General features: G+C 29.5%; 25 protein-coding genes. 15 read left to right on the forward strand and 10 right to left on the reverse strand.

Features of this window, described 5'->3' with window-relative positions; translation table 11 throughout:
• Positions 1–47 precede the first annotated feature (47 nt).
• Genes ACTT88_RS06025 through ACTT88_RS06035 form a run of 3 tightly spaced genes read left to right on the forward strand, consistent with a single transcriptional unit; the run spans position 48 to position 3,602 of the window.
• Positions 48–1,487: a TrkH family potassium uptake protein gene (locus ACTT88_RS06025; protein WP_440908401.1), complete on the forward strand. Its 1,440-nt coding sequence runs from the start codon at positions 48–50 to the stop codon at positions 1,485–1,487.
• A gap of 2 nt (positions 1,488–1,489) precedes the next feature.
• Positions 1,490–2,866: an AmpG family muropeptide MFS transporter gene (locus ACTT88_RS06030; RefSeq protein ID WP_440908402.1), complete on the forward strand. Its 1,377-nt coding sequence runs from the start codon at positions 1,490–1,492 to the stop codon at positions 2,864–2,866.
• The gene (locus ACTT88_RS06035) at positions 2,856–3,602 is read left to right on the forward strand and encodes an NlpC/P60 family protein (protein ID WP_440908403.1); all 747 of its coding nucleotides are present in this window, start codon (positions 2,856–2,858) and stop codon (positions 3,600–3,602) included. Before ACTT88_RS06030 ends, ACTT88_RS06035 begins: the two co-directional genes overlap by 11 nt.
• On the opposite strand, the gene ACTT88_RS06040 is transcribed toward ACTT88_RS06035, so the two are convergent.
• Entirely contained in the window at positions 3,599–4,495 is an 897-nt protein-coding gene (locus ACTT88_RS06040) for a prephenate dehydrogenase (RefSeq protein ID WP_440908404.1), read from the reverse strand. The genes ACTT88_RS06035 and ACTT88_RS06040 overlap by 4 nt on opposite strands.
• Positions 4,492–5,577: a histidinol-phosphate transaminase gene (hisC, locus tag ACTT88_RS06045; protein WP_440908405.1), complete on the reverse strand. Its 1,086-nt coding sequence runs from the start codon at positions 5,575–5,577 to the stop codon at positions 4,492–4,494. The genes ACTT88_RS06040 and hisC overlap by 4 nt, the downstream gene beginning before the upstream one ends.
• 191 nt (positions 5,578–5,768) lie before the next feature.
• Between hisC and metX the strand changes: the two genes are divergently transcribed.
• The 12 genes from metX (at position 5,769) to ACTT88_RS06105 (ending at position 14,806) form a co-directional block, all read left to right on the forward strand.
• The gene (gene metX, locus ACTT88_RS06050; protein ID WP_440908406.1) at positions 5,769–6,884 is read left to right on the forward strand and encodes a homoserine O-acetyltransferase MetX; all 1,116 of its coding nucleotides are present in this window, start codon (positions 5,769–5,771) and stop codon (positions 6,882–6,884) included.
• A 2-nt stretch (positions 6,885–6,886) separates the two neighbouring features.
• On the forward strand, positions 6,887–7,483 hold the full coding sequence (metW, locus tag ACTT88_RS06055; RefSeq protein WP_440908407.1) for a methionine biosynthesis protein MetW: 597 nt from the start codon (positions 6,887–6,889) through the stop codon (positions 7,481–7,483).
• Between the two features lies 1 nt (position 7,484).
• Positions 7,485–8,210 carry a hydroxyacylglutathione hydrolase gene (gloB, locus tag ACTT88_RS06060; protein WP_440908408.1) on the forward strand — a complete coding sequence of 242 codons (726 nt, stop codon included), beginning with the start codon at positions 7,485–7,487 and terminating at the stop codon, positions 8,208–8,210.
• A gap of 64 nt (positions 8,211–8,274) precedes the next feature.
• Positions 8,275–8,673, forward strand: coding sequence for a 50S ribosomal protein L21 (gene rplU, locus ACTT88_RS06065; protein WP_440908409.1), 399 nt, complete (start codon positions 8,275–8,277; stop codon positions 8,671–8,673).
• A 14-nt stretch (positions 8,674–8,687) separates the two neighbouring features.
• Positions 8,688–8,942, forward strand: a complete 255-nt coding sequence (gene rpmA / locus ACTT88_RS06070) for a 50S ribosomal protein L27 (RefSeq protein WP_023854670.1) — start codon at positions 8,688–8,690, stop codon at positions 8,940–8,942.
• A 31-nt stretch (positions 8,943–8,973) separates the two neighbouring features.
• Complete coding sequence (gene cgtA / locus ACTT88_RS06075; RefSeq protein ID WP_440908410.1) at positions 8,974–9,957, forward strand: Obg family GTPase CgtA; 984 nt, start codon at positions 8,974–8,976, stop codon at positions 9,955–9,957.
• Complete coding sequence (gene proB / locus ACTT88_RS06080; RefSeq protein ID WP_440908411.1) at positions 9,947–11,053, forward strand: glutamate 5-kinase; 1,107 nt, start codon at positions 9,947–9,949, stop codon at positions 11,051–11,053. The genes cgtA and proB overlap by 11 nt, the downstream gene beginning before the upstream one ends.
• Positions 11,054–12,304, forward strand: coding sequence for a glutamate-5-semialdehyde dehydrogenase (locus ACTT88_RS06085; protein WP_440908412.1), 1,251 nt, complete (start codon positions 11,054–11,056; stop codon positions 12,302–12,304). It abuts the gene before it with no gap.
• Positions 12,300–12,827, forward strand: coding sequence for a nicotinate (nicotinamide) nucleotide adenylyltransferase (nadD, locus tag ACTT88_RS06090; protein WP_440908627.1), 528 nt, complete (start codon positions 12,300–12,302; stop codon positions 12,825–12,827). The genes ACTT88_RS06085 and nadD overlap by 5 nt, the downstream gene beginning before the upstream one ends.
• Positions 12,828–12,844: 17 nt before the next feature.
• Positions 12,845–13,195, forward strand: a complete 351-nt coding sequence (gene rsfS / locus ACTT88_RS06095; protein WP_440908413.1) for a ribosome silencing factor — start codon at positions 12,845–12,847, stop codon at positions 13,193–13,195.
• Complete coding sequence (locus tag ACTT88_RS06100) at positions 13,192–14,331, forward strand: S41 family peptidase (protein WP_440908414.1); 1,140 nt, start codon at positions 13,192–13,194, stop codon at positions 14,329–14,331. Before rsfS ends, ACTT88_RS06100 begins: the two co-directional genes overlap by 4 nt.
• A 1-nt stretch (position 14,332) precedes the next feature.
• Positions 14,333–14,806, forward strand: a complete 474-nt coding sequence (locus ACTT88_RS06105; RefSeq protein WP_440908415.1) for an RNA pyrophosphohydrolase — start codon at positions 14,333–14,335, stop codon at positions 14,804–14,806.
• Here ACTT88_RS06105 and atpC read toward each other — a convergent pair.
• From atpC to odhB, 8 genes are all read right to left on the reverse strand, one after another.
• Positions 14,798–15,190: an ATP synthase F1 subunit epsilon gene (atpC, locus tag ACTT88_RS06110; RefSeq protein WP_440908416.1), complete on the reverse strand. Its 393-nt coding sequence runs from the start codon at positions 15,188–15,190 to the stop codon at positions 14,798–14,800. The two genes, ACTT88_RS06105 and atpC, sit on opposite strands and share 9 nt — an antisense overlap.
• On the reverse strand, positions 15,190–16,608 hold the full coding sequence (gene atpD / locus ACTT88_RS06115) for a F0F1 ATP synthase subunit beta (protein WP_440908417.1): 1,419 nt from the start codon (positions 16,606–16,608) through the stop codon (positions 15,190–15,192). Before atpD ends, atpC begins: the two co-directional genes overlap by 1 nt.
• A gap of 2 nt (positions 16,609–16,610) precedes the next feature.
• Positions 16,611–17,483, reverse strand: coding sequence for a F0F1 ATP synthase subunit gamma (locus ACTT88_RS06120; RefSeq protein ID WP_440908418.1), 873 nt, complete (start codon positions 17,481–17,483; stop codon positions 16,611–16,613).
• A gap of 6 nt (positions 17,484–17,489) precedes the next feature.
• Positions 17,490–19,025: a F0F1 ATP synthase subunit alpha gene (gene atpA, locus ACTT88_RS06125; RefSeq protein WP_440908419.1), complete on the reverse strand. Its 1,536-nt coding sequence runs from the start codon at positions 19,023–19,025 to the stop codon at positions 17,490–17,492.
• Positions 19,026–19,583: an ATP synthase F1 subunit delta gene (atpH, locus tag ACTT88_RS06130; protein WP_440908420.1), complete on the reverse strand. Its 558-nt coding sequence runs from the start codon at positions 19,581–19,583 to the stop codon at positions 19,026–19,028.
• 108 nt (positions 19,584–19,691) lie between these two features.
• Complete coding sequence (priA, locus tag ACTT88_RS06135) at positions 19,692–21,647, reverse strand: replication restart helicase PriA (RefSeq protein WP_440908421.1); 1,956 nt, start codon at positions 21,645–21,647, stop codon at positions 19,692–19,694.
• A gap of 22 nt (positions 21,648–21,669) precedes the next feature.
• The gene (gene lpdA / locus ACTT88_RS06140; protein WP_440908422.1) at positions 21,670–23,070 is read right to left on the reverse strand and encodes a dihydrolipoyl dehydrogenase; all 1,401 of its coding nucleotides are present in this window, start codon (positions 23,068–23,070) and stop codon (positions 21,670–21,672) included.
• Complete coding sequence (odhB, locus tag ACTT88_RS06145) at positions 23,071–24,357, reverse strand: 2-oxoglutarate dehydrogenase complex dihydrolipoyllysine-residue succinyltransferase (RefSeq protein WP_440908423.1); 1,287 nt, start codon at positions 24,355–24,357, stop codon at positions 23,071–23,073.
• Between the last annotated feature and the right edge of the window lie 3 nt (positions 24,358–24,360).

Raw genomic sequence — 24,360 nt, forward strand, 5'->3', positions numbered from 1 at the left:
TCTTATAGAGTTGAAATTTATTTACCATAAAATAATGTTCTTTCAAAATGTCTAATTATAAAACTGTTTTTTTTACACTAGGAATTTTGCAAATAATTTTAGGGATCTCAATGTTCATCCCTATAATTGCTCAATTTATTTATTCAGAAATAGATTCATCATTTTTTGGTGCATCCATTGTTACCATAATTTTTGGATCATTATTTTTTCTTTCAAATCTAGACCACGACAAAAAATTAAATTTGCAACAAGCATTTTTATTAACTGCCTTATCATGGTTAAGTATTGCTATTTTTGGATCTTTACCATTTATATTTTCGACTATTGAACTTTCAATTACTGATGCTTTTTTTGAAAGTATGTCTGGTATTACAACAACTGGATCAACAATTATTTCTGACTTAGAGAATGCACCAAAAGGTATTCTATTATGGAGAGCAATACTTCAATGGTTGGGGGGTATTGGTATAATTGTTATGGCAATTACCCTGATGCCTATAATGAATGTTGGTGGTATGCAATTATTTAAAATTTCTAGCAACGACTCATCTGAAAAAATTCTTCCTAAATCAAAAGAAATAGCTTTAAGACTTATCTATATTTATTCAGGCCTAACCGCTATTTGTGCATTATCATATTGGGTATTTGGAATGGGAAAATTTGATAGTTTAACTCATTCTATGACTACCATAGCTACAGGTGGATTTTCGAATTATAATCAATCTATCGGATATTTTGACAGTGTTCTTATAGAAATATCATCGATGATTTTTATAATTTTAGGAAGTATCCCATTTATTGCATATATTAAATTTATTAGTGGTAATAAAAAAATATTTTTAAACGATATTCAAATCAGAACATTTATTAAAATAATAATTATAAGCATTATTATATTATCAATTTATTTATTATTTAATAATAACGGAAACTTTAGTTTAAGATCTATTTTTTTTAATACGATTTCAATATTGACTGGAACAGGTTATGTTAATGCTGAATTCGACGGTTGGGGAAGTTTTCCTATAACAATATTTCTTGCATTAATGTTTATTGGTGGCTGTGCTGGATCAACTACTTGTGGAGTCAAAATTTTTAGAATTCAAATTCTATATTTATTTATATTAAATCAATTAAAAAAAATTATATATCCCAAGGGAATATTTGTAATTAAATATGATCAAGGATTTGTTGATGATAAATTTATTGCATCAATAATTTCATTTATTTATTTTTACTTTGTTATTTTTTTTATTTTAGCTGCATTATTATCATTAACAGGTCTCGATTTTATAACTGCTATCTCTGGAGCAGCAACATCAATATCAAATGTTGGTCCTGGATTAGGTCCTATAATAGGACCTAATGGAGATTTTTCATCTTTGCCTGATATTTCTAAATGGATCTTAACCGTAGGTATGATTTTAGGTAGACTTGAGTTGTTTGCAATATTAGTATTGTTCTTACCATCTTTTTGGAGAAATTAATTATGTCTGAAACAAAGAAACAAACATGGCTTGATTCTCTTGCAGTTTATAGAGATATTCGAATGGTAAGAATTCTTTTATTAGGTGCAATAAGTGGATTTCCATGGGTATTAATTGCAAGCAGCTTAAGTCTTTGGCTTAAAGAAGAAGGTCTTAGTAGATCAACAATCGGATGGGCAGGTTTAATTTTTGGAGTATACGCTTTCAATTATTTATGGGCTCCCATTATAGATAGAATTCAAATTCCAATACTTACAAAAAAATTAGGTCATAGAAGAGGATGGATAGTTTTGATGCAATTAATTATTTTGTTAAGTCTTGTTGTTTGGAGTGTGATTAATCCAACTGAAAATTTGGCTTTATTAATTACTGTAGGTTTAATTATTGCTATTGCGTCAGCAACCCAAGATATAACTGTAGATGCATTAAGAATTGAACAGATAAACGAAAATGAGGGAAAATCAATGGCTGCTGGTGCAGCTATGGCTGTTGTTGGTTGGTGGACAGGTTATAAATTAGGTGGAGTTGTTGCTTTATTCACAGCAGAATTTTTTGAAAACCTAGGGGTGGCTGACTACTGGCAAGCTACTTTTTTAATTTTAGGTATTTTAATAATTTTAATGAATATTGGATTAATGTTCGTTCATGAACCTACAGAGACAAACAGACAAGCAAAACAGAGAGAAACAGACAAATTAATTGAAGGAAAACTTGGATCTAGCAATATTATTACAAACTTTATCGCTTATATTACAGGAACTATAGGCGGACCTATTATAAGCTTTTTTAAAAAAAATGGTTTTGCCATTGCAGCTGGAATTTTAGGATTTGTTTTCTTATTTAAGATAGGTGAGGCATTTATGGGAAGAATGTCTATTGTTTTTTATAAAGAAATTGGTTTCTCCAAAGGTCAAATTGCAATTTATTCAAAAGGACTTGGCTGGATAACAACAGTTGTATTTACTTTGTTGGGTGGAGTAATGGCCATGAGAGCTGGAACAATTAAAACTATGTTCTTTGCTGGTGGGTTAATGGCTATAACCAATCTTTTATTTGCAGTTTTAGCATGGACCGGAAAATCAGAAATTTTATTTGCAATTGCGGTTATAGCTGATGATATCACAGCAGCTTTTGCAACTGTAGCATTTGTTGCATTTATATCATTACTAGTTGATAGAACTTATACAGCCACACAATATGCATTGCTTGCTTCAATTGGTACTGCTGGTCGTACTACTTTAGCTTCATCCTCTGGAGCTCTAGTTGACTGGTTAAACGGAGATTGGGGAACATTTTTTGTTTTAACGACTATAATGGTGATACCATCATTAATTTGTTTGTGGTTAATTAAAAACAAAATTAAAATTGGTGCAAAATAATTTTTATTTCATAGGTAATTTTTCGAATATTTACAAAAATCCTTCGAACAGATCTGAGGTAACTTCACAAATTATACATGGTGAAAAATTCAAAATATTAGCAAAAAATAAAAATTGGATAAAAATTAAAACTTTATTTGATAATTATAAGGGTTTTATAAAAAATTCAAAATATATAGAAAAATTTAGCCCTAATTATAAAGTCAGTTCACTAAAAGCAAAGATTTATAAAAGTCCTGGAATTGGAACTAGCAGTTGGCTTCCATTTGCATCCAAATTATCTGTATTTGAGCAAAATAAGAATTACGTAAAAATTGAAAAAAATAAATGGATTAAAAAAGCAGATATTAAAAAAATAAACCATAAAGAAAATAATTTTACAAAAATATTTAAAAAATTTCTCGATGTAAAATATGTTTGGGGTGGAAAAACATTTAAAGGTATTGATTGTTCAGCCTTATTACAAATATTTTATTGTTATAATAATTCATTTTATCCAAGAGATACAAAAGATCAGATCAAATATAAAAAAAAGAATTCAAAGAAAAGACTATTTAAAAAAGGAGATATTATTTTTTGGAAAGGTCATGTTGCTATGTGTTTAAATTCTAAACAACTAATTCATGCTTATGGTCCAGAAAGAAAAGTAATTATTATGCCAATCATAGAAACAATTAATAGAATTGAAAAAACTGCTAAGTTAAAAGTAAAAAAAGTATCTAGAATAAAATATTAATTTCTTCCAAAGTCAGGCTTGTCTATATCTTGTTTCAATTTGATGATTTTTGACCTTACTTTTTTAGTCTGAATAAGTTTCTTTACGATAGACTTATTATTTTTTGAATTAATATCTTTTTTAAATTGATTTAAATTTTTAATAAACAAATCAATCGCTTTTGAAATATTATTTTTATTGTTAAAAAAAATATCTCTCCACATGATTTCATTTGATGCTGCAATCCTAGAAAAATCTCGTAATCCACCAGCGCTATATTTGATTAGTTCATAATTTTGTTTTTTCTCAAAATCTTGTGCCGATTTCACCAGATTATATGCAATTAAATGTGGTAAATGACTAGTAATAGAAAAAATTTTGTCATGTTTTTCAGCGCTCATAACAACTACTTTTGCTCCAATTTTTTTCCAAAACTTAGTTAGAATATTTATCTTATTTTTTTTAATATTTTTTTCTTTAATTATTATGCACCATCTATCAGTAAACATATTTTCTTTACCATGCTCTGGTCCACTGACCTCTGATCCAGCTATTGGGTGACTTTGAATCCAATGAATACCTTTCTTTAAAAATTGATTTATAATTTTAGAAGTTTCAATTTTCGAAGAACCAATATCTGTAATCAATGTTTTCGATGTTATAAATTTATTAATTTTTAAAATAATATTTTTGTATTCACTCATTGGCGTACAAAAGATGATGAAATCGGAATTACATGCACCTTCTTTTAATGATTTAACAATTGTTCCAGGTAATTTTAATCTTTTTATCTTAGCAAGATTTGATTTTGATTTTTCATAAATAAATATTTTTTTTGCTATTTTTTTTTTGCTAATACGCCTTAATAAAGATGAACCTAATAATCCACAGCCAATAATTAAAATATTTTTCATTTTTTCAATACTTGCTTAATAACACTCATTAATTTTAAGTTTTCTTTTTTAGATCCAATAGTTAACCTTAATTTATTCTTTATATGATAACCATCTTCTGTTGATCTTAAAATAATTCCCTTATTTTTAAGTTTTTCATACAGAAATTTTGCTGAATATCTGCATTTTTCAAAATTAAGTAACAAAAAATTTGCTGAAACTGAATTTGAAAAAATATTATATGTCTCAAGAAATTTCTTAATTTTTTCAGAATATAATAAATTATGTCTAATCGATTTATTTATGAAAGCTTTATCCTTCAGTGACTCGGTGGCAGCTAATTGAGCAATACCATTTACATTAAATGGTGGTTTTATAACATTTAGCGCATCAACTATTTTTTTTGATCCATATCCCCAACCTACTCTCAGAGAAGCTAATCCAAACATTTTTGAAAAAGTTCTAAGAATGAAAACATTGTCTTTATTTTTAAACAAATCTAACCCAGAGGAATAATCTTTGTTTTTCATATATTCTGCATAGGCATCATCTATAACTAGTAAAATTTTTTTATTTAATCTTTTTCTTAATTCTAAAACTTCTTTTTTCTTTAAGTAAGTTCCTGTAGGATTGTTTGGGTTAGCTATAAACACAATTTTAGTTTTTTTTGTTATTTTTTTTAAAATTTCATTTACTGAAACTTTAAAATTAATTTCTTTTGCAAATACAACTTTTGCACCTACAATTTTTGAGTAAATTCTATACATTAGAAAACTGTACTCTGGTACCACAACCTCATCTTTTGGGTTTAAAAACAACTGACAGAGCATTTGAATAATTTCATCTGAACCAGCTCCACAAATAATTTTCTCAGAATTACATTTATAAGCTTTAGATATTGCTTTTCTTAAATTTTGAGATTTTCCATCTGGATATTTATCTAAATTCAGATTTTTATTTGATATTATTTTCTTTGCTTTAGGGCTCATGCCTAAAGCAGACTCATTTGCAGAAAGCTTAATTATGTTCTTAAGTCTCTTAACTTTTGATTTGCCAGGCTTATAAGCCTCAATTTTAAATTTTTTGAAATTTGGAGTTATCATTTTTTTTAATTTATGTGCTCTTTATAGATAAAATTACAAAATTTTATAGAGAATAAGAGGATTTTTTAAAAAATTGACATAATAAATAAGTTCTAGTAAAAAAATTATGCGCTGATTTAACTGAATTGCGAGCGCTTAAAAAAAACCGCTAAAATAGTTTTTTTTCTCACAATTCGAAACAGTCAAAAACTATGAATACTGAGAAAAACATAAAAACTTTAATTGTAAAGAAACCGCTAAAATTAGACTGTGGAAAGACCATAAATGATTTTCCTATAGCCTATGAAACTTACGGTTCACTTAATTCAAAAAAAAATAATGCAATATTAGTTTTTCATGCTCTAACAGGAGATCAATTTGTAACCGGAATAAACCCTGTAACTAACAAAGAGGGTTGGTGGAGTTATGCAGTGGGTCCTGATAAGGCTATCGATACGAATAAATATTTTGTTATTTGTTCTAACGTAATTGGTGGATGTATGGGATCATACGGACCAAGTCATAAAGATTCTGATCAAAAAATTTTTGGAACAAATTTTCCAGTTATTACAATTAATGATATGGTGAATGCTCAATATAATTTACTTGATCATTTTGGTATTGATAAACTATTTTCTATAACTGGTGGTTCAATGGGAGGTATGCAAGTCCTTCAGTTTATTAGCAACTTTCCTGATAAATCTAAAACAGTGATACCGATAGCAACCACATCTAGTCATTCAGCTCAAAATATTGCTTTTAATGAGCTAGGTAGACAAGCTATTACAGCTGATAGTAACTGGAAGGATGGAAATTATACATCAAACGAAACTAATCCTGGAAAAGGATTGGCGGTAGCTAGAATGGCAGCTCATATTACTTATTTATCTAAAAAAGGTTTGCAGGAAAAATTTGGAAGAAAGTTACAAGAAAGAGAAGATCTCAAATTTGGATTTGACGCTGACTTTCAAATAGAAAGCTATTTAAGATATCAGGGCTCAGTTTTCGTAGATAGATTTGATGCAAATAGTTATCTTTATATTACTAGAGCTATGGATTATTTTGATTTAGCTAAGCAATTCAATGGTAATCTTTCACAAGCATTTTTAAATACAAAAGCAAAATTTTTTATAATTTCATTTACTTCAGATTGGCTTTATCCAACCCAAGAAAATAAAGATATTGTGATTGCGTTAAACTCAATAGGAGCTGATGTTGGATTTGTAGAAATTGAATCAGATAAAGGTCACGACTCCTTTTTACTAGACGTTCCTGATTTCTTAAGTGCACTTAAAAACTTTTTAGATAAATCTTATGAAGAAAATTAATTATGAAAAATGAATTTCAAGTAATAGCAGATTTAATTGAAAAAGATAAGAAAGTCTTAGATGTAGGTTGTGCTGATGGAACTTTAATGAGATTTTTAAAGGATAATAAAAATACAAATATAAGAGGATTGGAGATTTCAAAAGAAAAAGTGCAAGAATGTATTGCAAAAGGTTTAACTGTAATTGAAGGAAATGCTGAAAAAGATTTAAAACAATTTCCAGACAAATCATTTGATTATGTTGTTTTAAGTCAAACCCTACAAGCTTTTCTTAATCCTGAATTAGTTTTAGATGAACTTTTAAGAGTTGGAAAAAAAGCAATAGTTACAATTCCTAATTTTGGATACTGGAAAGTAAGATTTCATTTATTATTAAAAGGCACAATGCCAGTTACAAAAACATTACCAGATGAATGGTATAACACACCAAATTTACATATGTGCACAATCAAAGATTTTTTTCACTTTGTAAAATCAAAAGATATAAAGATTTTCAAATCACTCGCTTTAAATAATCTTAATTCATCAATAATAAATGAGAGTAATTTAGGGGTTAAAAATTTATTTGCAGATCTAGGTATATTTTTGATAGAAAAATAAAATGCGTATTGAAATTATACCCTGCCTTCAAGACAACTATAGCTATTTAATAATAGACGAAAGTAATAATTTTGCGTGCGTTGTAGATCCCAGTGAGTCTGAACCAATAATAAATTTCCTAAAAAATAAAAATAAAAATATAAAATTAAAATATATTCTTAATACTCATCATCATTATGATCATATCGGAGGAAATCAAGAATTAAAAAAAAAATATGGATCTGTTGTTGTGGGTTTTAAAGGGGACTCAAAAAGAATACCTGGAATAGACATATTGTTAGAAGACAATCAAATATGGAAAGCTGAAAACTTTGAAGCTAAAATTATGCATATACCTGGACACACATCAGGCCATATTTGTTTTAATTTTTTTAAAGAAAAAATAGTTTTTACTGGAGATACACTTTTCTCACTTGGCTGTGGAAGAATATTTGAAGGCTCTTATGAAGAAATGTTTGAGTCTTTGAACAAAATTAAATTATTACCAAAAGAGACAAAAATTTATTGTGGTCATGAATACACTCTTAATAATGCAAAATTTTGTAAAAAATATGACTCTGAGAACAAAGATTTACAAAAAAAAATAGAAACAATAGAAGAATTAAGAGAAAATGGAATTCCTACCATACCCTCAACTTTAAAAGAGGAATTGGATTGTAATATATTTTTAAGAGCAAAAGATGTAAAAACCTTTTCAAAATTGAGAGATTCTAAGGATAATTTCTGATTAATTCGGCTTGACTAAAGGCTGACTACAACTATATTGCGGTAACTTTAAATTAAATCATACTATGTCATACGCAGTAATAAAAACAGGTGGAAAACAGTATAAAGTAAAATCTGGAGAAATTCTAAAGATTGAAAAACTACCAGATTCTAAACCTGAGACTAAGATAGAGTTTAATGAAATTTTGGCATACGGTGATGACAAATCAATTGAAATTGGAACTCCAAATGTTGAGGGTGCAAAAGTAGAGGCTGATTTAATTAAAAATAGCAAAAATAGAACTATTTTAATTTTTAAAAAAAGAAGAAGACAAAATTCAAGAAGAAAAAATGGGCATAGACAAGAATATTCTATGATAAGAATTAAAAAAATTTTTTCAAAAGATGGTAAAGTGTTATCAGAAGCTGAAAAAATTTCTAAAACTTCAAAAAAAGAAGAAGTTAAGGAAGCAGTAAGCAAATAGTTATTAGGTAAATTATGGCAACAAAAAAAGCAGGTGGATCATCACGAAACGGACGAGATAGTGCTGGTAGAAGACTTGGTGTAAAAAAGTACGGTGGTGAAACAGTAATTCCTGGAAACATAATTGTTAGACAAAGAGGAACTAAGATTTTTCCAGGTGAAAATGTTGGTATGGGTAAAGATCACTCAATATTTTCAGTTGTTAAAGGGAAAGTTGTTTTCAAAAAATCTAAATCAGATAGAACTTTCGTTTCTGTAAAGCCCAATTAATAGTACAACCAATTAAAATAGATGTTGTATTATGAAATTTCTCGATCAAGTTAAAATTTATATTAAGGCTGGAAACGGTGGAGATGGATCTCCTAGTTTTAGAAGAGAAAAATATGTTGAGTTTGGTGGACCAGATGGTGGGGACGGTGGAAAAGGTGGATCAATTATTTTAAAGTCAGAGGAAAATTTAAATACCCTTATTGATTATCGATATCAACAACACCACAAAGCCGAACGTGGAGAAAACGGTTCAGGTCAAAATCGAACAGGAAGAGGTGGTGAAGATTTAATTTTAAAAGTTCCTCTTGGTACACAGGTATTTGAAGAGGATAACAAAACTCTTCTTTTTGATTTTAATAAAAAGGGTGAAGAATATATTGCAGCTGCTGGTGGAAAAGGAGGTTTAGGAAACACAAGATTTAAAAGTTCTACAAATAGAGCTCCAAGAAAATTTACTAAAGGCACTATCGGAGAAGAATTTACAATATGGCTTCAATTAAAAACAATTGCTGATATCGGTATTATTGGATTGCCAAATGCAGGAAAATCAAGTTTGTTAGCAGCATTAACAAACGCAAGTCCAAAAATTGCGAATTACAAATTTACAACTATCAATCCAAACCTTGGTGTGGCTTCTTACGATGATAAAGAAATTACCATTGCAGATATTCCAGGATTAGTTGAAGGAGCTCACGAAGGTATAGGGTTAGGAATACAATTTTTAAAACATATAGAGAGATGCAAGTCTTTACTGCACTTAATTGATGTCACCAACTTAGATCTGAATGAGTCTTATAATCAGGTGAAAAATGAATTAAAAAGCTACAGTGCAAAGTTATTAAAAAAAAAAGAACTAATTGTGCTTAATAAAATCGATTTAATTGATGAAGAAACAGCAAATGAAGTTATAGATCATTTTTCAAAGGGTAAAAATTGTGAGATTATGACAATGACAACTCTGGAAAAAGAATCTGTATCAAAAATTAAAGCAAAGCTTTTGTCTTATGTATCTTAAAAACTCCAAAATAATTGTTGTCAAAATCGGATCATCTCTCCTAGTTGATCAAAATAAAAAAATTAGGAAACAATGGTTATCTAGTTTTGCAAAAGATATTAAAAAATTAAAAGATAAAAATCAAAAAGTAGTTATTGTAAGCTCTGGTGCTATAGCTTTGGGTTGCAAGAAAATGAATTATAATAAAAAAAATATCAAATTAGATAAGAGTCAAGCTATTGCTTCTATTGGTCAAATAGAACTGATGAATTTATTTTCACAAACTTTTGCAAAATATAAATTAAATATTTCTCAGATTTTGCTTACATTAGAAGATACTGAGGAAAGAAGAAGATCTCTCAATGCAAAACGAACTTTTGATAATCTTTTTGAACTTGGTTTTATTCCTGTAGTTAATGAAAATGACACTATTGCAACAAGTGAAATAAAATATGGAGATAATGATAGATTGGCATCTAGGGTTGCACAAATTACAAATGCAGATACTTTAATTTTATTATCTGATGTAGATGGTTTATATACAAAAAATCCTAAAATTTTTAAGGATGCTAAACTAATAAAGAGAATTGATGATCTCAAAATAGATCTAAAAAAAATTTATATTAAAGGTATAAATGAATATGGAAGTGGTGGTATGCACACAAAAATTGAAGCAGCAAAAATATGCCAGCTTGCTGGTACTAGTATGGTTATTGCGAACGGACTATATTCAAATCCTATTTCAAAAATAATTGAAAAAAATAACTGTACCTGGTTTAGTCCAAAAATTTCAAAGTTGGATGCTAGAAAAAAATGGATAATAAGTTCTGTAGCACCCAAAGGGGCTTTAATAATTGATGATGGTGCTAAAAAAGCATTAAAATCTGGAAAAAGCCTGTTAGCAGCAGGAATTAAAAAAGTTTCAGGAAAATTTGATAAAGGTGATCATATTAAAGTGTTAGATAAAAAAAATAATGAATGTGCTAGAGGGTTAAGTTCCTTTACTTCTGATGAAGTGATTAGAATTATGGGTCATCACTCGAATGAAATTGAAAAATTATTAGGCTATGTTGCAAAATCAGAAGTTATTCATAAAGATGATATGGTGGAAATTTAAATGATTAAACATATGAATTTAACTGGAATAAAAGCTCGAAAAGCTAGTGAGTATAAAGTTACAACTCAAGTAAAAAATAAAGTCTTAAATGATTACGCAAAATTAATTAAGAATGAAAAAAAATTTATTATTAATCAAAATTCAAAAGATATTAATTATGCAAGAAAAAGAGGGTTAAAAGAGAACTTAATCAAAAGACTTCATTTAAATGAAAATAAATTGAATGGAATTATAAATTCTATTTTAAAAATAGCTAAATTAAGGGATCCTATAAATAACACTTTAGAAAAATGGAAAAGACCAAATGGTTTGAACATAAAAAGAGTATCAATACCAATTGGAGTTATTGGTGTTATTTATGAAAGTAGACCAAATGTAACTTCAGATATTGCTAGTCTTTGTTTTAAATCTGGAAATGTAGTGATTTTAAAAGGAGGCTCTGAGGCCATAAATTCAAATAAAGCTTTAGCTAAACTGTTTAGAAAAGCACTTAAAAAAAATAAAGTTGATGAAAACTTTATTCAGTTTATCGACTCAAAACAAAGAAAACTCGTAGATATAATGCTTTCTAAAATGAAAAAATATATCGATGTCATCATACCTCGTGGTGGAAAAAATTTAGTTAAAAAAGTTTTAGAATTATCCAAAGTACCTATAATTGGGCACTTAGAGGGACTTTGTCATACTTATATAGATAAAGATGCAGAATTAAAAATGGCTAAAGAAGTTGTCTATAACGCTAAATTAAGAAATACAAGTATTTGTGGTGCAACTGAAACTATTCTTATTCATAAAAATATAGTCAAAAAATTTAGCAATCCTATATTGCAGGCGCTTGAAAATAATGGTTGTAAAATAATTGGTGATAAAATTTTGAAGAGTTATTACAAAGGTCAAGTATATCCTGCAAAAGAAAAAGATTGGTCAACTGAATATTTGGCATCAATTGTATCTGTTAAAGTTGTTAAAAATTCTGAAGAGGCAATTAAGCATATTAATAAATATGGCACTATGCACACTGACTCCATCATTACAAAAAATAAAAAAACAGCAAAATATTTCATAAAAAATGTTAAAAGCTCAATTGCAATGCATAATACCTCAACTCAATTTGCTGATGGTGGTGAATTTGGATTTGGTGGAGAAGTTGGAATTTCCACTAACACACTACCACCAAGAGGTCCTGTAGGTTTAAATCAATTGATTTCATACAAATATGAAATCACTAGTAATGGTAAAATAAGAAATTAAATTGAATAACACAAAAATAAAAATTGGTGTATTGGGCGGATCCTTTGATCCTGCTCACGAAGGGCATTTAGCAATTTCTAAGGAAGCAAAAAAAAGATTCAAACTCAAAAAAGTTATTTGGGCAATTACAAAAAAAAATCCATTTAAAATAGAGAGTAAAACATCTGTTACTGACAGAATTAAATATTGTAAAAAAATAATTGGTATAAATTCATTTATTAAAGTTAAATTTTATGAAAAAATTATTAAATCAAATAAAACTATAAATCTAATCAATCATTTAAAAAAAAATAAAAGGATTGAAATTTATTTTTTAATGGGTGCCGATAACCTTATCAATTTTCATAAATGGCATAAATCTAAATTAATTTCACAAAAATGTAATATTCTAGTTTTTGACAGACATGGGTATAAAAAAAATTCTTTAAAATCAAAGACATTTAAGCAACTTGGTAAGGCCAATTTAGAGTTTATTGAGTTTAATAAAGTCAACATTTCATCTTCTCAATTAAGAAAAATTTGATAATCTAAAATCAATTAATGGACAAAATTTCAGACTTAAAAGAAATTGTAATCAACACACTAGATATCAATAAAGCTAAAGACATTGTAACTATTGATCTTAAAGACAAAAGTTCTATGGCTGATTACATGATCATAGCAAGTGGAACCTCATCTAGACATATCCAATCTTTGTCAGAACAAGTTTTAGAAAAACTTAAAAATAACGGTGTAAAAGAATCTAAAATTGAAGGTAAAGAAAGTGGAGAATGGAAACTTGTTGATGGGATAGATTTGATTATTCATATTTTTCATCCAGAAAAAAGAAAATTTTATGAATTAGAGAAAATTTGGTCAGAACTAATTCCAAAAGAAAAAGTGATGATATGAAAAAAATTAAATTTTTATTATTAATTTTTTTTTCCTTTTTTTATTTAAATAAAACAGCTATTTCAGCTGAAATTGATATTTATAAAAAAATTGATCTATTCGGTGAAGTTCTAGAAAAAATTAATAAAGAATATGTTGACGAGATCAATCAATCTGAAAGTATGGATTCTGCGATTAATGGTCTTTTACAATCACTGGATCCATATTCAGCATACATGTCTCCTAAAATTTTTGAAGAAATGCAAACTGAGACTAGTGGTGAGTTTGGTGGATTAGGAATTGAGGTAAGCATGGAGGCAGGAGTAGTAAAAGTAATTTCACCAATAGATGATACACCTGCATCCAGAGCTGGACTAAAAGCAGGTGATTACATAGTCAAAATAAATGATATTCAGGTTCAGGGAAAATCATTAAGTGAAGCTGTTGATTTAATGAGAGGACCTGTGGGTTCTGGAATAGAGTTAACGGTAAGACGAAGAGGTGAAAGAAAAGCCTTAACATTTAATATCATAAGAGAAGTTATTCAGGTTCAATCTGTAAAATCTGAAATTATAGATGAAAATATTGGATACATCAGGCTCACTTCATTTAACGATAACAGTAGTGATCAAATAGAAAAACAAATTAAAAAACTTAAAAAAGATAAAAATCTTAATTCATTTATTTTAGATTTAAGAAATAATCCTGGAGGTCTTTTATCTCAAGCAATAAAGATATCAGATTTTTTTCTAGAAAATGGAGAGATAGTTTCAACAAAAAGCAGAAAAAAATCTGAAAATAGAAAATGGTTTGCAAAAAAAGGAGATATTACTGATGGAAAAACATTGTTGGTTTTAATTAACTATGGTTCAGCATCTGCATCCGAAATTGTTGCTGGAGCTTTAAAAGATCACAAAAGAGCAATCATCGTTGGTGAAAATAGCTTTGGTAAAGGTTCTGTCCAATCAATTATTCCTTTAAAAAATCGTGGAGCTATCAGATTAACTGTTGCAAAATATTATCTTCCTTCTGGAAAATCTATTTCTGAAGTAGGTGTTAGACCAGATATTGAAATAAATGAAGAAGGTGATGATTTTAGAATAAAAACTGATACTGATAATCAATTAAACTACGCTATCAAATTACTTAACGGATAATATGAATAAAAATTTTAAAGATTTACCACTGAGAAGTGGGGTCGGAATTGTTTTATTGAACAAACAAAATAAAGTATTCGTAGCAAAAAGAATAGATAATCCTAAAAATTTTTGGCAAATGCCTCAGGGTGGTGTTGATGAGGGAGAGGATAATTTAAAAGCTGCATTTAGAGAATTAGAGGAAGAAACAAGTATCAAAAGCGTAGAACTTATAAAAGAATTAGATGGTACATTAACCTATGATTTGCCTGATAGATTACTCGGCATTATTTGGAAAGGTAAGTATAAAGGTCAGAAGCAAAAATGGTTTTTGATGCGATTTATTGGAAATGATAATGAAATAAATATTAATACACCTAATCCAGAATTTTTAGATTGGAAGTGGATTGACTTAGATTTAATCACTGATGTTGTGGTTGATTTTAAACATCATGTCTACAAAGAACTTAAAGAAAAAATAAAAAAATTAATTTAGAGTTTTTAAAACTTCAACTTTTTGATCTGCTAAATATTTAGATTGATCGTTAATATCGGTTTTATTAGCCTTTTCTTCTGCCTGTTTAAGTAAATCTTGTTGCTTTGATTTATCCATATCAGCAAGATTAAAAATTGTACTTGTTAAAATAGATAGATTATTATTTTTAAACTCAACGATTCCATCTTCAACATAATAATTTTCATCTCCTGATTTAGATAAAATCTTAATTATCCCAGGTTTCAAAAAGGAAATAATAGAAATATGATCCTTCAATATTCCCATCTCTCCTTCGAAAGCAGGGACTACAACTTCTGAAACATCATCTTTTACTAAAAAAGATTTTTCAGGATTTACTATTTCAACTTTAAACTCTTCGCTCATTAAGCAGCAGCTTCTTGTTCCATTTTCTTAGCTTTTTCTATAGCTTCTTCAATTGTTCCAACCATATAAAAAGCAGCTTCGGGTAAGTGATCATACTCACCTTTACAGATTGCATCAAAACCTTTGATCGTTGAGTCAAGATCAACAAGTTTTCCTGGGGAACCAGTAAATACTTCTGCAACAAAGAATGGTTGAGATAAAAATCTCTGGATTTTTCTTGCTCTTGCTACAACTAGTTTATCTTCTTCAGATAACTCGTCCATACCAAGAATAGCTATAATATCTTGTAGTGATTTATATGATTGTAGTATTCTTTGAACATCCCTTGCTACTCTATAATGCTCATCTCCAACAATTCTTGGATCCAAAATTCTTGATGTAGAATCAAGTGGATCTACTGCAGGATAAATACCAATTTCTGCAATTTGTCTTGAAAGTACAGTCGTTGCATCTAAGTGAGCAAACGATGTCGCTGGAGCAGGATCTGTTAGATCATCAGCAGGCACATAAATTGCTTGCACAGATGTAATTGACCCTTTGTTTGTAGTCGTAATTCTTTCTTGTAGATTACCCATGTCAGTAGCTAATGTCGGTTGATACCCAACAGCAGATGGAATTCTTCCTAACAAGGCTGAAACCTCTGATCCTGCCTGAGTAAATCTAAAAATGTTATCTACGAAGAAAAGTACATCCTGACCTTCCTGATCTCTGAAGTATTCAGCTACAGTTAACCCTGTAAGTGCAACTCTTGCTCTTGCTCCAGGAGGTTCATTCATCTGTCCATAAACTAGGGCAGCTTTTGAACCAGCTCCTTCTTTTTTAATTACTCCAGATTCAATCATTTCATGATAAAGGTCATTTCCTTCTCTAGTTCTCTCTCCAACTCCCGCGAAAACTGAAAAACCACCATGAGCTTTTGCAACGTTATTAATTAATTCCATAATTAAAACTGTTTTTCCTACTCCTGCTCCACCAAATAATCCAATCTTTCCACCTTTTGCATAAGGCGCAAGCAAATCAATAACTTTAATACCTGTTACAAGTATTTCAGTTTCTGTTGATTGGTCATTAAATTCAGGTGCAGATCTATGAATTGGCCAACTTTCTTTAGTCTTAACCTCACCTCTTTCGTCAATAGGTTCCCCAATTACATTTATAATTCTTCCAAGTGTTTCAGGTCCAACTGGAACTTGAATAGGAGCATTGGTATTAGTAACATCATCACCTCTTTTTAATCCTTCAGTAGCATCCATAGCAATTGTTCTAACAGTAGTTTCACCTAAGTGTTGTGCTACCTCTAAAACTAGTCTGTTATCACCATTTTTACATTCCAATGCTGTTAAAATTTCTGGTAGCTCCCCATCAAATTTTACGTCTACTACCGCTCCAATAACTTGTGTGATTATTCCTTTGCTCATAATTATAAACTTTCTGCTCCTGATATGATTTCTATTAGTTCTTTTGTAATTGCTGCCTGACGACTTCTATTATATTCGATAGTAAGTTTGTCAACCATTTCACCTGCGTTTCGGGTTGCATTATCCATTGCACTCATTCTAGACCCTTGCTCGCTAGCTGAATTCTCTAACATTGCTTTAAATATTTGCGTAGAAATATTCTTTGGCAATAAATTGCTTAAAATTTCATCTTCATCTGGTTCAAATTCGTAACTTTCTTCTGAACTATTTTCTTCTCCCTCATTATTTAAAGGGATAATTTGCTGTGCTTGAGGAATTTGAGTAATTACATTTTTAAATTGATTGTAAAAAATTGTACAAACATCAAATTCACCAGCCTCGAATTTTTCAATTACCATTTTCCCAACTTTGTCAGCATCGAAATAATTTGCATTTTTAGACTCTTTGAAAGAAATATTTTCAATTATTTTGTCACCATAAACTCTTTTTAATTGATCATTTCCTTTTGAGCCGACTGTAATAATTTTTAGTTCTTTACCTTCATCTAAAATTTTTGCAAAATAACTTTTAGCTTTTTTAATAATATTAGAATTAAATCCACCACATAAACCTCTATCAGAAGTCATCACTATACAAAGATGAGTTTTTTCCTGACCAGTACCTGACAATAACTTTGGTGCATTTTCTTTATCAGATATACCATTTGATAAATTCAAAATAACATTATTCATTTTTTCAGAATAAGGCCTTCCCTTCTCAGCACTTTCTTGAGCTCTCCTTAATTTAGCTGCTGCAACCATTTTCATAGCTTTAGTAATTTTTTGTGTAGACTTTACACTAGCTATTCTTTTTTTTAGGTCGTCTAAACTTGCCATAAATTATTAAGATTTAAAATTTCCTTTTAATTGAGTTATTACCTCAACAAGTAATTTTTCTTTATCTTCCTCAAGTTTTCCTGAAGTTAAAATTGACTCGATAATTTCAGGCTTATCTGATTTACATTTTTCAATAATCTTGCTCTCAAATTCAGCAACGTCTTTTAAATCAATATCATCCAGATAACCTTTTACTCCACAAAATACTGAAATAACTTGTTCTGCAACAGTCATAGGTGAATATTGTTTTTGTTTTAAAAGTTCAGTTAGTTTAGAGCCTCTATTCAAAAGTTGCTGAGTAGATGCATCTAAATCAGATCCAAATTGAGCAAAAGCTGCCATTTCTCTGTATTGTGCTAGCTCTAATTTCATTGAACCAGAAACTTTTTTCATCGCTTTTGTTTGAGCTGATGAACCAACCCTAGACACTGATAAACCTACGTTAATTGCAGGTCTTATACCTTGGTTAAATAGTTCTGTTTCAAGGAAAATTTGTCCGTCTGTAATTGAAATAACGTTAGTTGGAATAAACGCGGATACGTCTCCACCTTGTGTTTCAATAATTGGCAGTGCTGTGAGTGATCCACCACCATGTTCATCACTTAATTTAGCTGCTCTTTCAAGTAATCTACTATGAAGATAAAATACATCTCCAGGATAAGCCTCACGTCCTGGGGGTCTTCTTAGTAGCAATGACATTTGTCTATAAGCAACTGCTTGTTTAGACAAATCATCATAAATTATTAACGCATGCATTCCATTATCTCTAAAATATTCACCCATGGCACAACCTGTGTATGGTGCTAAGAATTGTAAAGGAGCAGAGTCAGATGCAGTCGCAGCAACGATTGTTGTGTACTCCATAGCTCCAGCTTCTTCTAATGTTTTTTGAATTTGTCTTACTGTTGATCTTTTTTGTCCAACTGCAACGTATATACAATACAGTTTTTGTTTTTCATCACCAGATTCATTAATTTTTTTTTGATTAATAATTGCATCTACTGCAACCGCTGTTTTACCAGTTTGTCTATCACCGATAATTAATTCCCTTTGCCCTCTTCCAATCGGAACTAGACTATCAATTGATTTAAGACCAGTTTGCATCGGTTCACTTACTGATTGTCGTGGAATAATACCAGGAGCTTTTACTTCTACCCTGCTTTTTTTAATTCCTTTATCTAATGGTCCTTTTCCATCGATAGGATTTCCTAAACCATCCACTACTCTTCCTAATAATTCTTTTCCAACTGGAGTATCAACAATATCACCAGTTCTTTTTACTACATCTCCTTCTTTAACATTTCTGTCATCACCAAAAATTACAACACCAACGTTTTCACTTTCTAAGTTTAGAGCCATACCTTTTGAACCATCTGCAAACTCTACCATTTCACCAGCTTGAACATTATCTAAACCATAAATCCTAGCAATACCATCTCCAACTGATAAAACTTGACCAACTTCTGTAACTTCCGCTTTATCACCAAAATTTTTAATTTGTTCTTTTAATATTTTTGTAACTTCTGAAGGATTTATTTCCATTTATGCCTCTATCATTCTATTTTCGATTTGTTGTAATTTATTTTTAATTGAGGTATCGACCATAGTACTTCCTACTTGTACTACCAAACCTCCTATTAAACTTTCGTCATGTTTGTAGTTTAATTTTATTTTTGAGCTAAAATTTTTTGTTAACTCCTCTGTAATTTTTGCAATTTCTTCATTAGATAATTCTTTTGCTGATTTTAATTCTGCCTTAAGTTCACCTCTTTTTCTTGAACAAATTTCAATAAAGCTTTTAAGTATACGCTCAATAAAAAAGAAACGTCTTTTTTGAATTAAGAAACTTAAAAAATTTTTAAATAAATACTCAAATTTATTATTTTCAGAGATTATATTAATTACTTTTAGTAAATCTTCTTGACTAGTAGTTGGATCTTTAATCAAATAAGAAAAATCCTCACTTTGATCAATTAAATTAATAATAGATGAAGACTGATCTTCAATCTGACTTAAAAGATTGTTTTCTTCTGAAAGTTCAAAAAGCGCAAGAGAGTACCTTTCAGCTGAAGTTATTGAAAATCCGGTATCTTTACTCAACTTGGTTCCTCTATAATGTTGAAGATTATTTAAAAATCACGCCCTAAATAGCATATGACCCTTATGTCTTCAAGTAGCGGATTCGTAAAAAAGGCATCTTTTTTGCGGTTAATTGAAGTTAATTGGGTCAACATCAACTGAAAGTTTTATTCCAGAAGAAAATTTATATTTTGGAATAATTTTTGCAAGAGAGCTTTGTAGTTTCATAGATTTTAAGCCTCTAATTAAAAATCTAATTCTAAATTTTCTCTTTAATCTAAATAATGGAGCATTCACTGGCCCTAATATTTTTCCTTCTATTTTTTTTTCAATAAAATTTTTGAAATTAATAGCTTCTTTTTCTAATTTAATTTCATTATCTCCCGTTAAAATTAAAGAAATAAACCTTTGAAATGGAGGTAGTTTGTTTTTTTCTCTTATCTGCAGTTCTCTTTCTAAAAAAATATCTGGATTTTTACTTGTAATTTCTGAAATCATCTTAGTATTATTTTCATAGGTTTGGAAATATACGGTTGCTGGTTTTCCAGTTCTTCCTGCACGTCCTGAAAGTTGATGATAAAGCTGTAAATTTTTTTCTGCACCTCTTAAATCATGTCCTTGAGATGAAAGATCAATATCAACAACTACAATGCAATTTAAGCTTGGAAAATGAAAACCTTTTGAAATTAATTGGGTTCCAACTAAAATATGCGTTTCATTATTAATAATTTTGTCTATTTTTTCTTTAGAATCTTTTTTATTCATTGTGTCACTTGAAAAAATCTCTATTGTTTTTCCAGGAAATTTCCTTTTTACCTCTTCTGAAATTCTCTCAACACCAGGACCACTAAAAATAAATTCACAATTACCTTCTTTTGTACAATTCCTTTTAAGATCGGATTTGTATCCACAATAATGACATAATAAATTATTTTTATTTTTATGATAAACTAAATTGATACTACAATTTGGACATGTAAAACTTGTAAAACATTTATTGCATAAAGCATTTGGAGAAAAACCTCTTCTATTTAAAAAAAATAAAACTTGATCTTTTTTTTCCAAATGTAAATTTACTTTTTCGATAATTTTATTTGATAGCCATGATTGTTTTTCAAGTTTGGTATTATTTAAATTAATAATTTCATAATTAGGTAATGCTGCGTTTTGATATCTTTCATTTAATCTAGAAACCTCATATTTACCTTTTTTAATATTTTCAAAAGTTTCTATAGAAGGAACAGCAGTAATTAAATTGATTGGAATATTTTCAAAAGATGCTCTAGAAATTGCCATATCACGAGCGTTATAGGTTATGCCTTCATCTTGTTTAAATGATTGATCATGTTCCTCATCAACAATTATCATTCCTAATTTTTTGAATGGTAAAAATAATGAAGACCTTGCACCAATAATTATTTTTATTTTACCATTAGAAACACCACTCCAAATTAATTCTTTCTTTTTTTTTGAAATACCTGAATGCCAAACTGCAGGTTTAAAACCAAAATATTCTAAAAATTTTTGCTCAAACTGACTGGTTAGACCAATTTCTGGTAACAAAATTAATCCTTGAAAACCTCTCTCTATCAGTGGTTTTAACGCTTCAAAATAAACTAAAGTTTTTCCTGATCCAGTTGTGCCTTGTAAAACATGAACTCTAAATTTTGTATTTGAAACATTCATTTTTTTTAGAGATTTATTTTGATCACTAGACAGCTTGATTAAGTTTTGTTTAATTTTACTATCAAATATTTGATAAAGTTGAGTTTCTTTATTCTCTATTGCCTTGCTGCTTAGGAGCACTAACTTTAAAGCCATACCTTTTGGAATAAGATTATACTCTGCAAACCAATTTAAAAAGTTTATAGTATTTTTTTTTAATGGAGTAACATCTAATTTCTTTATTACATTTTTAGTTTTAAAATTTTTATTGTTATTTTTTTCAAATTCGTCCCAAACAACACCAGTAATTTTGGATTTTCCAAAAGGTACCAATACATAATCACCAACTTTAAGATTTAAGCTGGTTTCATAAGTAAATGGATAATTAAAAATATTTGGTACAAGAATCGGATATTTCATATTTTTATAATATGAAAAAAAATTAAGAGTGTATTGCTCTTTTATCTACTGATAAAGCAGCTTCTTTAACCGCTTCAGAAAACGTAGGATGAGCATGACACGTTCGGGCTATATCTTCTGCACTAGCTCCAAATTCCATTGCAACACCAATCTCTGCAATTAACTCTCCTGCATGAGGTCCAATTATATGTGCACCCAATACTTTATCATTTTGTTCATCAGCTAAAATTTTAACAAAACCTTCTGCATCATCTATAGCCTTAGCTCTTGAATTAGCCATAAACGAAAATTTCCCTACTTTATATTTTTTATTTAATTCTTTTAATTGTTCCTCAGTTTTACCAATTGATGCTACTTCTGGTGTTGTATAAATTACTCCTGGAATCGTATCATAATTTACATGTCCTGATTGACCAACTATATTTTCTGCAACTGCTATACCTTCGTCCTCCGCCTTATGTGCAAGCATTGGACCAACTATTACATCGCCTATTGCATAAATATTGTCAACGCTAGTCTTAAAAATTTTATCAGTTTTAATTCTTTTTCTTTCATCAAGATCTACTCCTACAGACTCTAAATTTAATCCATCTGTATTAGGTTTTCTCCCAACAGAAATCAAAACAACATCACACTCAAAATTATTTTTACTACCATCTTTATCTACCGTTGAAACCATTGCACCTACTCCATTTTTTTTAATTGTTTCAACTTTATTTTGCATATTAAATTTCATTCCCTGTTTTTTTAAAATTTTCATAAATTCTGAAGAGATTTCTTTATCCATTCCAGGTGTAATATGATCTAAAAATTCAACAACTTGCACCTCTGCTCCAAGTCTTGACCATACAGATCCCATCTCCAATCCTATATAGCCTCCTCCTACTACAACCATTTTCTTGGGTACCTTTTCTAACTTTAAAGCACCTGTTGATGAGACAATTGTTTTCTCATCTATTTCTACTCCTGGTAATGAAACTGGAACTGATCCTGTTGCAATAACTGTTTTTTCTGTTTGGATGATGGTTTCTTTATTTTTATCATCCTTTATTAAAATTTCATTTTTAGATTTAAAACTTCCGTGTCCTTTAAAATAAGTAACTTTGTTTTTTTTCAAAAGAAATTCAACACCTTTTGTAAGAACTGTTACAGCTTTATCTTTGCTTTTCATCATTTTGTCTAAATTTAATTTTACTTCACCAACTTCAATACCTTTGTTTGCTAAACTTTTTACTTTGTGAAATTCTTCAGACAGATTAAGTAAGCTTTTTGATGGGATACAACCAACATTTAAACAAGTACCTCCCAAAGACCCTCTAGACTCAATACATGCAGTTTTTAATCCTAATTGAGCAAGTCTGATTGCGCACACATAACCACCCGGTCCACCTCCAATAACTACAGCTTGAAATTTTTCTGACATTTAAATATCTAAAAACAACCTTCTAGGGTCTTCTAAGTTTTCTTTAATCATTTTAAGGAAAGACACAGATTCTTTTCCATCAATAATTCTATGATCATATGATAATGCTAAATACATAATTGGTCTTATTTTGATTTCACCATCTACAACAACAGGTCTTTCTACTATATTATGCATGCCCAACACACCAGATTGAGGTAAATTTAGTATTGGTGTTGAAAGCATAGACCCATATACACCTCCATTGCTTATTGTAAATGTTCCTCCCTGAAGATCTTCAATTGTTAGCTTTCCATCTCGCGCTTTTTCTGAAATTTCTTTAATATTTTTTTCAATATCAGCAAAGGATAATTCATCTGCATTTCTTAAAACTGGAACAACCAAACCCTTATCTGTTCCGACAGCAAAGCTAATATTGTAATAGTTTTTATAGATAATCTCATCTCCGTCTATTTCAGCATTCACCGCAGGGAAATTTTTTAAAGCAACTACACATGCTTTTACAAAGAAAGACATAAATCCTAATTTTATCCCATAACGAGATTGGAAATCCTCTTGATTTTCTTTCCTCATTCCCATCACACTGCTCATATCAACCTCGTTAAATGTTGTTAAAAGAGCGGCATTCTCTTGAGCTTGCTTTAATCTTTTTGCAATAGTTTGTCTCAACCTAGTCATCTTAATTCGTTCTTCTTCACCATATTGAATTTTTCTTTCAGATGGTTTTGGATTTGCACCCATCAAACTTATTAAATCTCCTTTTAAAATTCTCCCATCTTTTCCTGAACCTTGAATTGAATTAATATCGATATCATTTTCAGTTACTATTTTTCTCACTGCTGGAGACAAGGTTGGATTAACATTTCTTTTTGGAGCAACATCTGGTTTAATTTCCTCAGTTAAAACCAATGGTTTATCTTTGAGTTTTTCTTCAAATACTTTTGGTTCTTTTTTATTTGCATCTAATTTTATTACATTGCTCTCAGTAAGAACTATTTCCTCCTGCTTAATTTCTTTTTGGATTTTTGGCGCAGATTTAACCGCTCCACCTTCTGCTGATACAGAACCTAATAATGCTCCTACTTCAACAACTGATCCATCTTGTGAATTTATCTCTGTTAACACACCAGAAATTGGAGATGGCACTTCTAGGTTTACTTTGTCTGTCTCAAGTTCTACAATTGGCTCATCTGCTTCGACTGTATCACCTGCGTTTTTTAACCATTTTGCAACAGTCGCTTCTGTTATACTTTCACCAAGAACTGGGACTACTATTTTTTCACTCATTAA

The organism is Candidatus Pelagibacter sp. (assembly GCF_052046145.1).
Taxonomy (GTDB): Bacteria; Pseudomonadota; Alphaproteobacteria; order Pelagibacterales; family Pelagibacteraceae; genus Pelagibacter.

Coding starts and splice junctions, on each gene's coding strand:
- ACTT88_RS06025 (WP_440908401.1), top strand. CDS start 48: ATGTCTAATTATAAAACTGTTTTTTTTACACTAGGAATTTTGCAAATA.
- ACTT88_RS06030 (WP_440908402.1), top strand. CDS start 1,490: ATGTCTGAAACAAAGAAACAAACATGGCTTGATTCTCTTGCAGTTTAT.
- ACTT88_RS06040 (WP_440908404.1), bottom strand. CDS start 4,495: ATGAAAAATATTTTAATTATTGGCTGTGGATTATTAGGTTCATCTTTA.
- hisC (WP_440908405.1), bottom strand. CDS start 5,577: ATGATAACTCCAAATTTCAAAAAATTTAAAATTGAGGCTTATAAGCCT.
- metX (WP_440908406.1), top strand. CDS start 5,769: ATGAATACTGAGAAAAACATAAAAACTTTAATTGTAAAGAAACCGCTA.
- metW (WP_440908407.1), top strand. CDS start 6,887: ATGAAAAATGAATTTCAAGTAATAGCAGATTTAATTGAAAAAGATAAG.
- gloB (WP_440908408.1), top strand. CDS start 7,485: ATGCGTATTGAAATTATACCCTGCCTTCAAGACAACTATAGCTATTTA.
- rplU (WP_440908409.1), top strand. CDS start 8,275: ATGTCATACGCAGTAATAAAAACAGGTGGAAAACAGTATAAAGTAAAA.
- rpmA (WP_023854670.1), top strand. CDS start 8,688: ATGGCAACAAAAAAAGCAGGTGGATCATCACGAAACGGACGAGATAGT.
- cgtA (WP_440908410.1), top strand. CDS start 8,974: ATGAAATTTCTCGATCAAGTTAAAATTTATATTAAGGCTGGAAACGGT.
- proB (WP_440908411.1), top strand. CDS start 9,947: ATGTATCTTAAAAACTCCAAAATAATTGTTGTCAAAATCGGATCATCT.
- ACTT88_RS06085 (WP_440908412.1), top strand. CDS start 11,054: ATGATTAAACATATGAATTTAACTGGAATAAAAGCTCGAAAAGCTAGT.
- rsfS (WP_440908413.1), top strand. CDS start 12,845: ATGGACAAAATTTCAGACTTAAAAGAAATTGTAATCAACACACTAGAT.
- ACTT88_RS06100 (WP_440908414.1), top strand. CDS start 13,192: ATGAAAAAAATTAAATTTTTATTATTAATTTTTTTTTCCTTTTTTTAT.
- ACTT88_RS06105 (WP_440908415.1), top strand. CDS start 14,333: ATGAATAAAAATTTTAAAGATTTACCACTGAGAAGTGGGGTCGGAATT.
- atpC (WP_440908416.1), bottom strand. CDS start 15,190: ATGAGCGAAGAGTTTAAAGTTGAAATAGTAAATCCTGAAAAATCTTTT.
- atpD (WP_440908417.1), bottom strand. CDS start 16,608: ATGAGCAAAGGAATAATCACACAAGTTATTGGAGCGGTAGTAGACGTA.
- ACTT88_RS06120 (WP_440908418.1), bottom strand. CDS start 17,483: ATGGCAAGTTTAGACGACCTAAAAAAAAGAATAGCTAGTGTAAAGTCT.
- atpA (WP_440908419.1), bottom strand. CDS start 19,025: ATGGAAATAAATCCTTCAGAAGTTACAAAAATATTAAAAGAACAAATT.
- priA (WP_440908421.1), bottom strand. CDS start 21,647: ATGAAATATCCGATTCTTGTACCAAATATTTTTAATTATCCATTTACT.
- lpdA (WP_440908422.1), bottom strand. CDS start 23,070: ATGTCAGAAAAATTTCAAGCTGTAGTTATTGGAGGTGGACCGGGTGGT.
- odhB (WP_440908423.1), bottom strand. CDS start 24,357: ATGAGTGAAAAAATAGTAGTCCCAGTTCTTGGTGAAAGTATAACAGAA.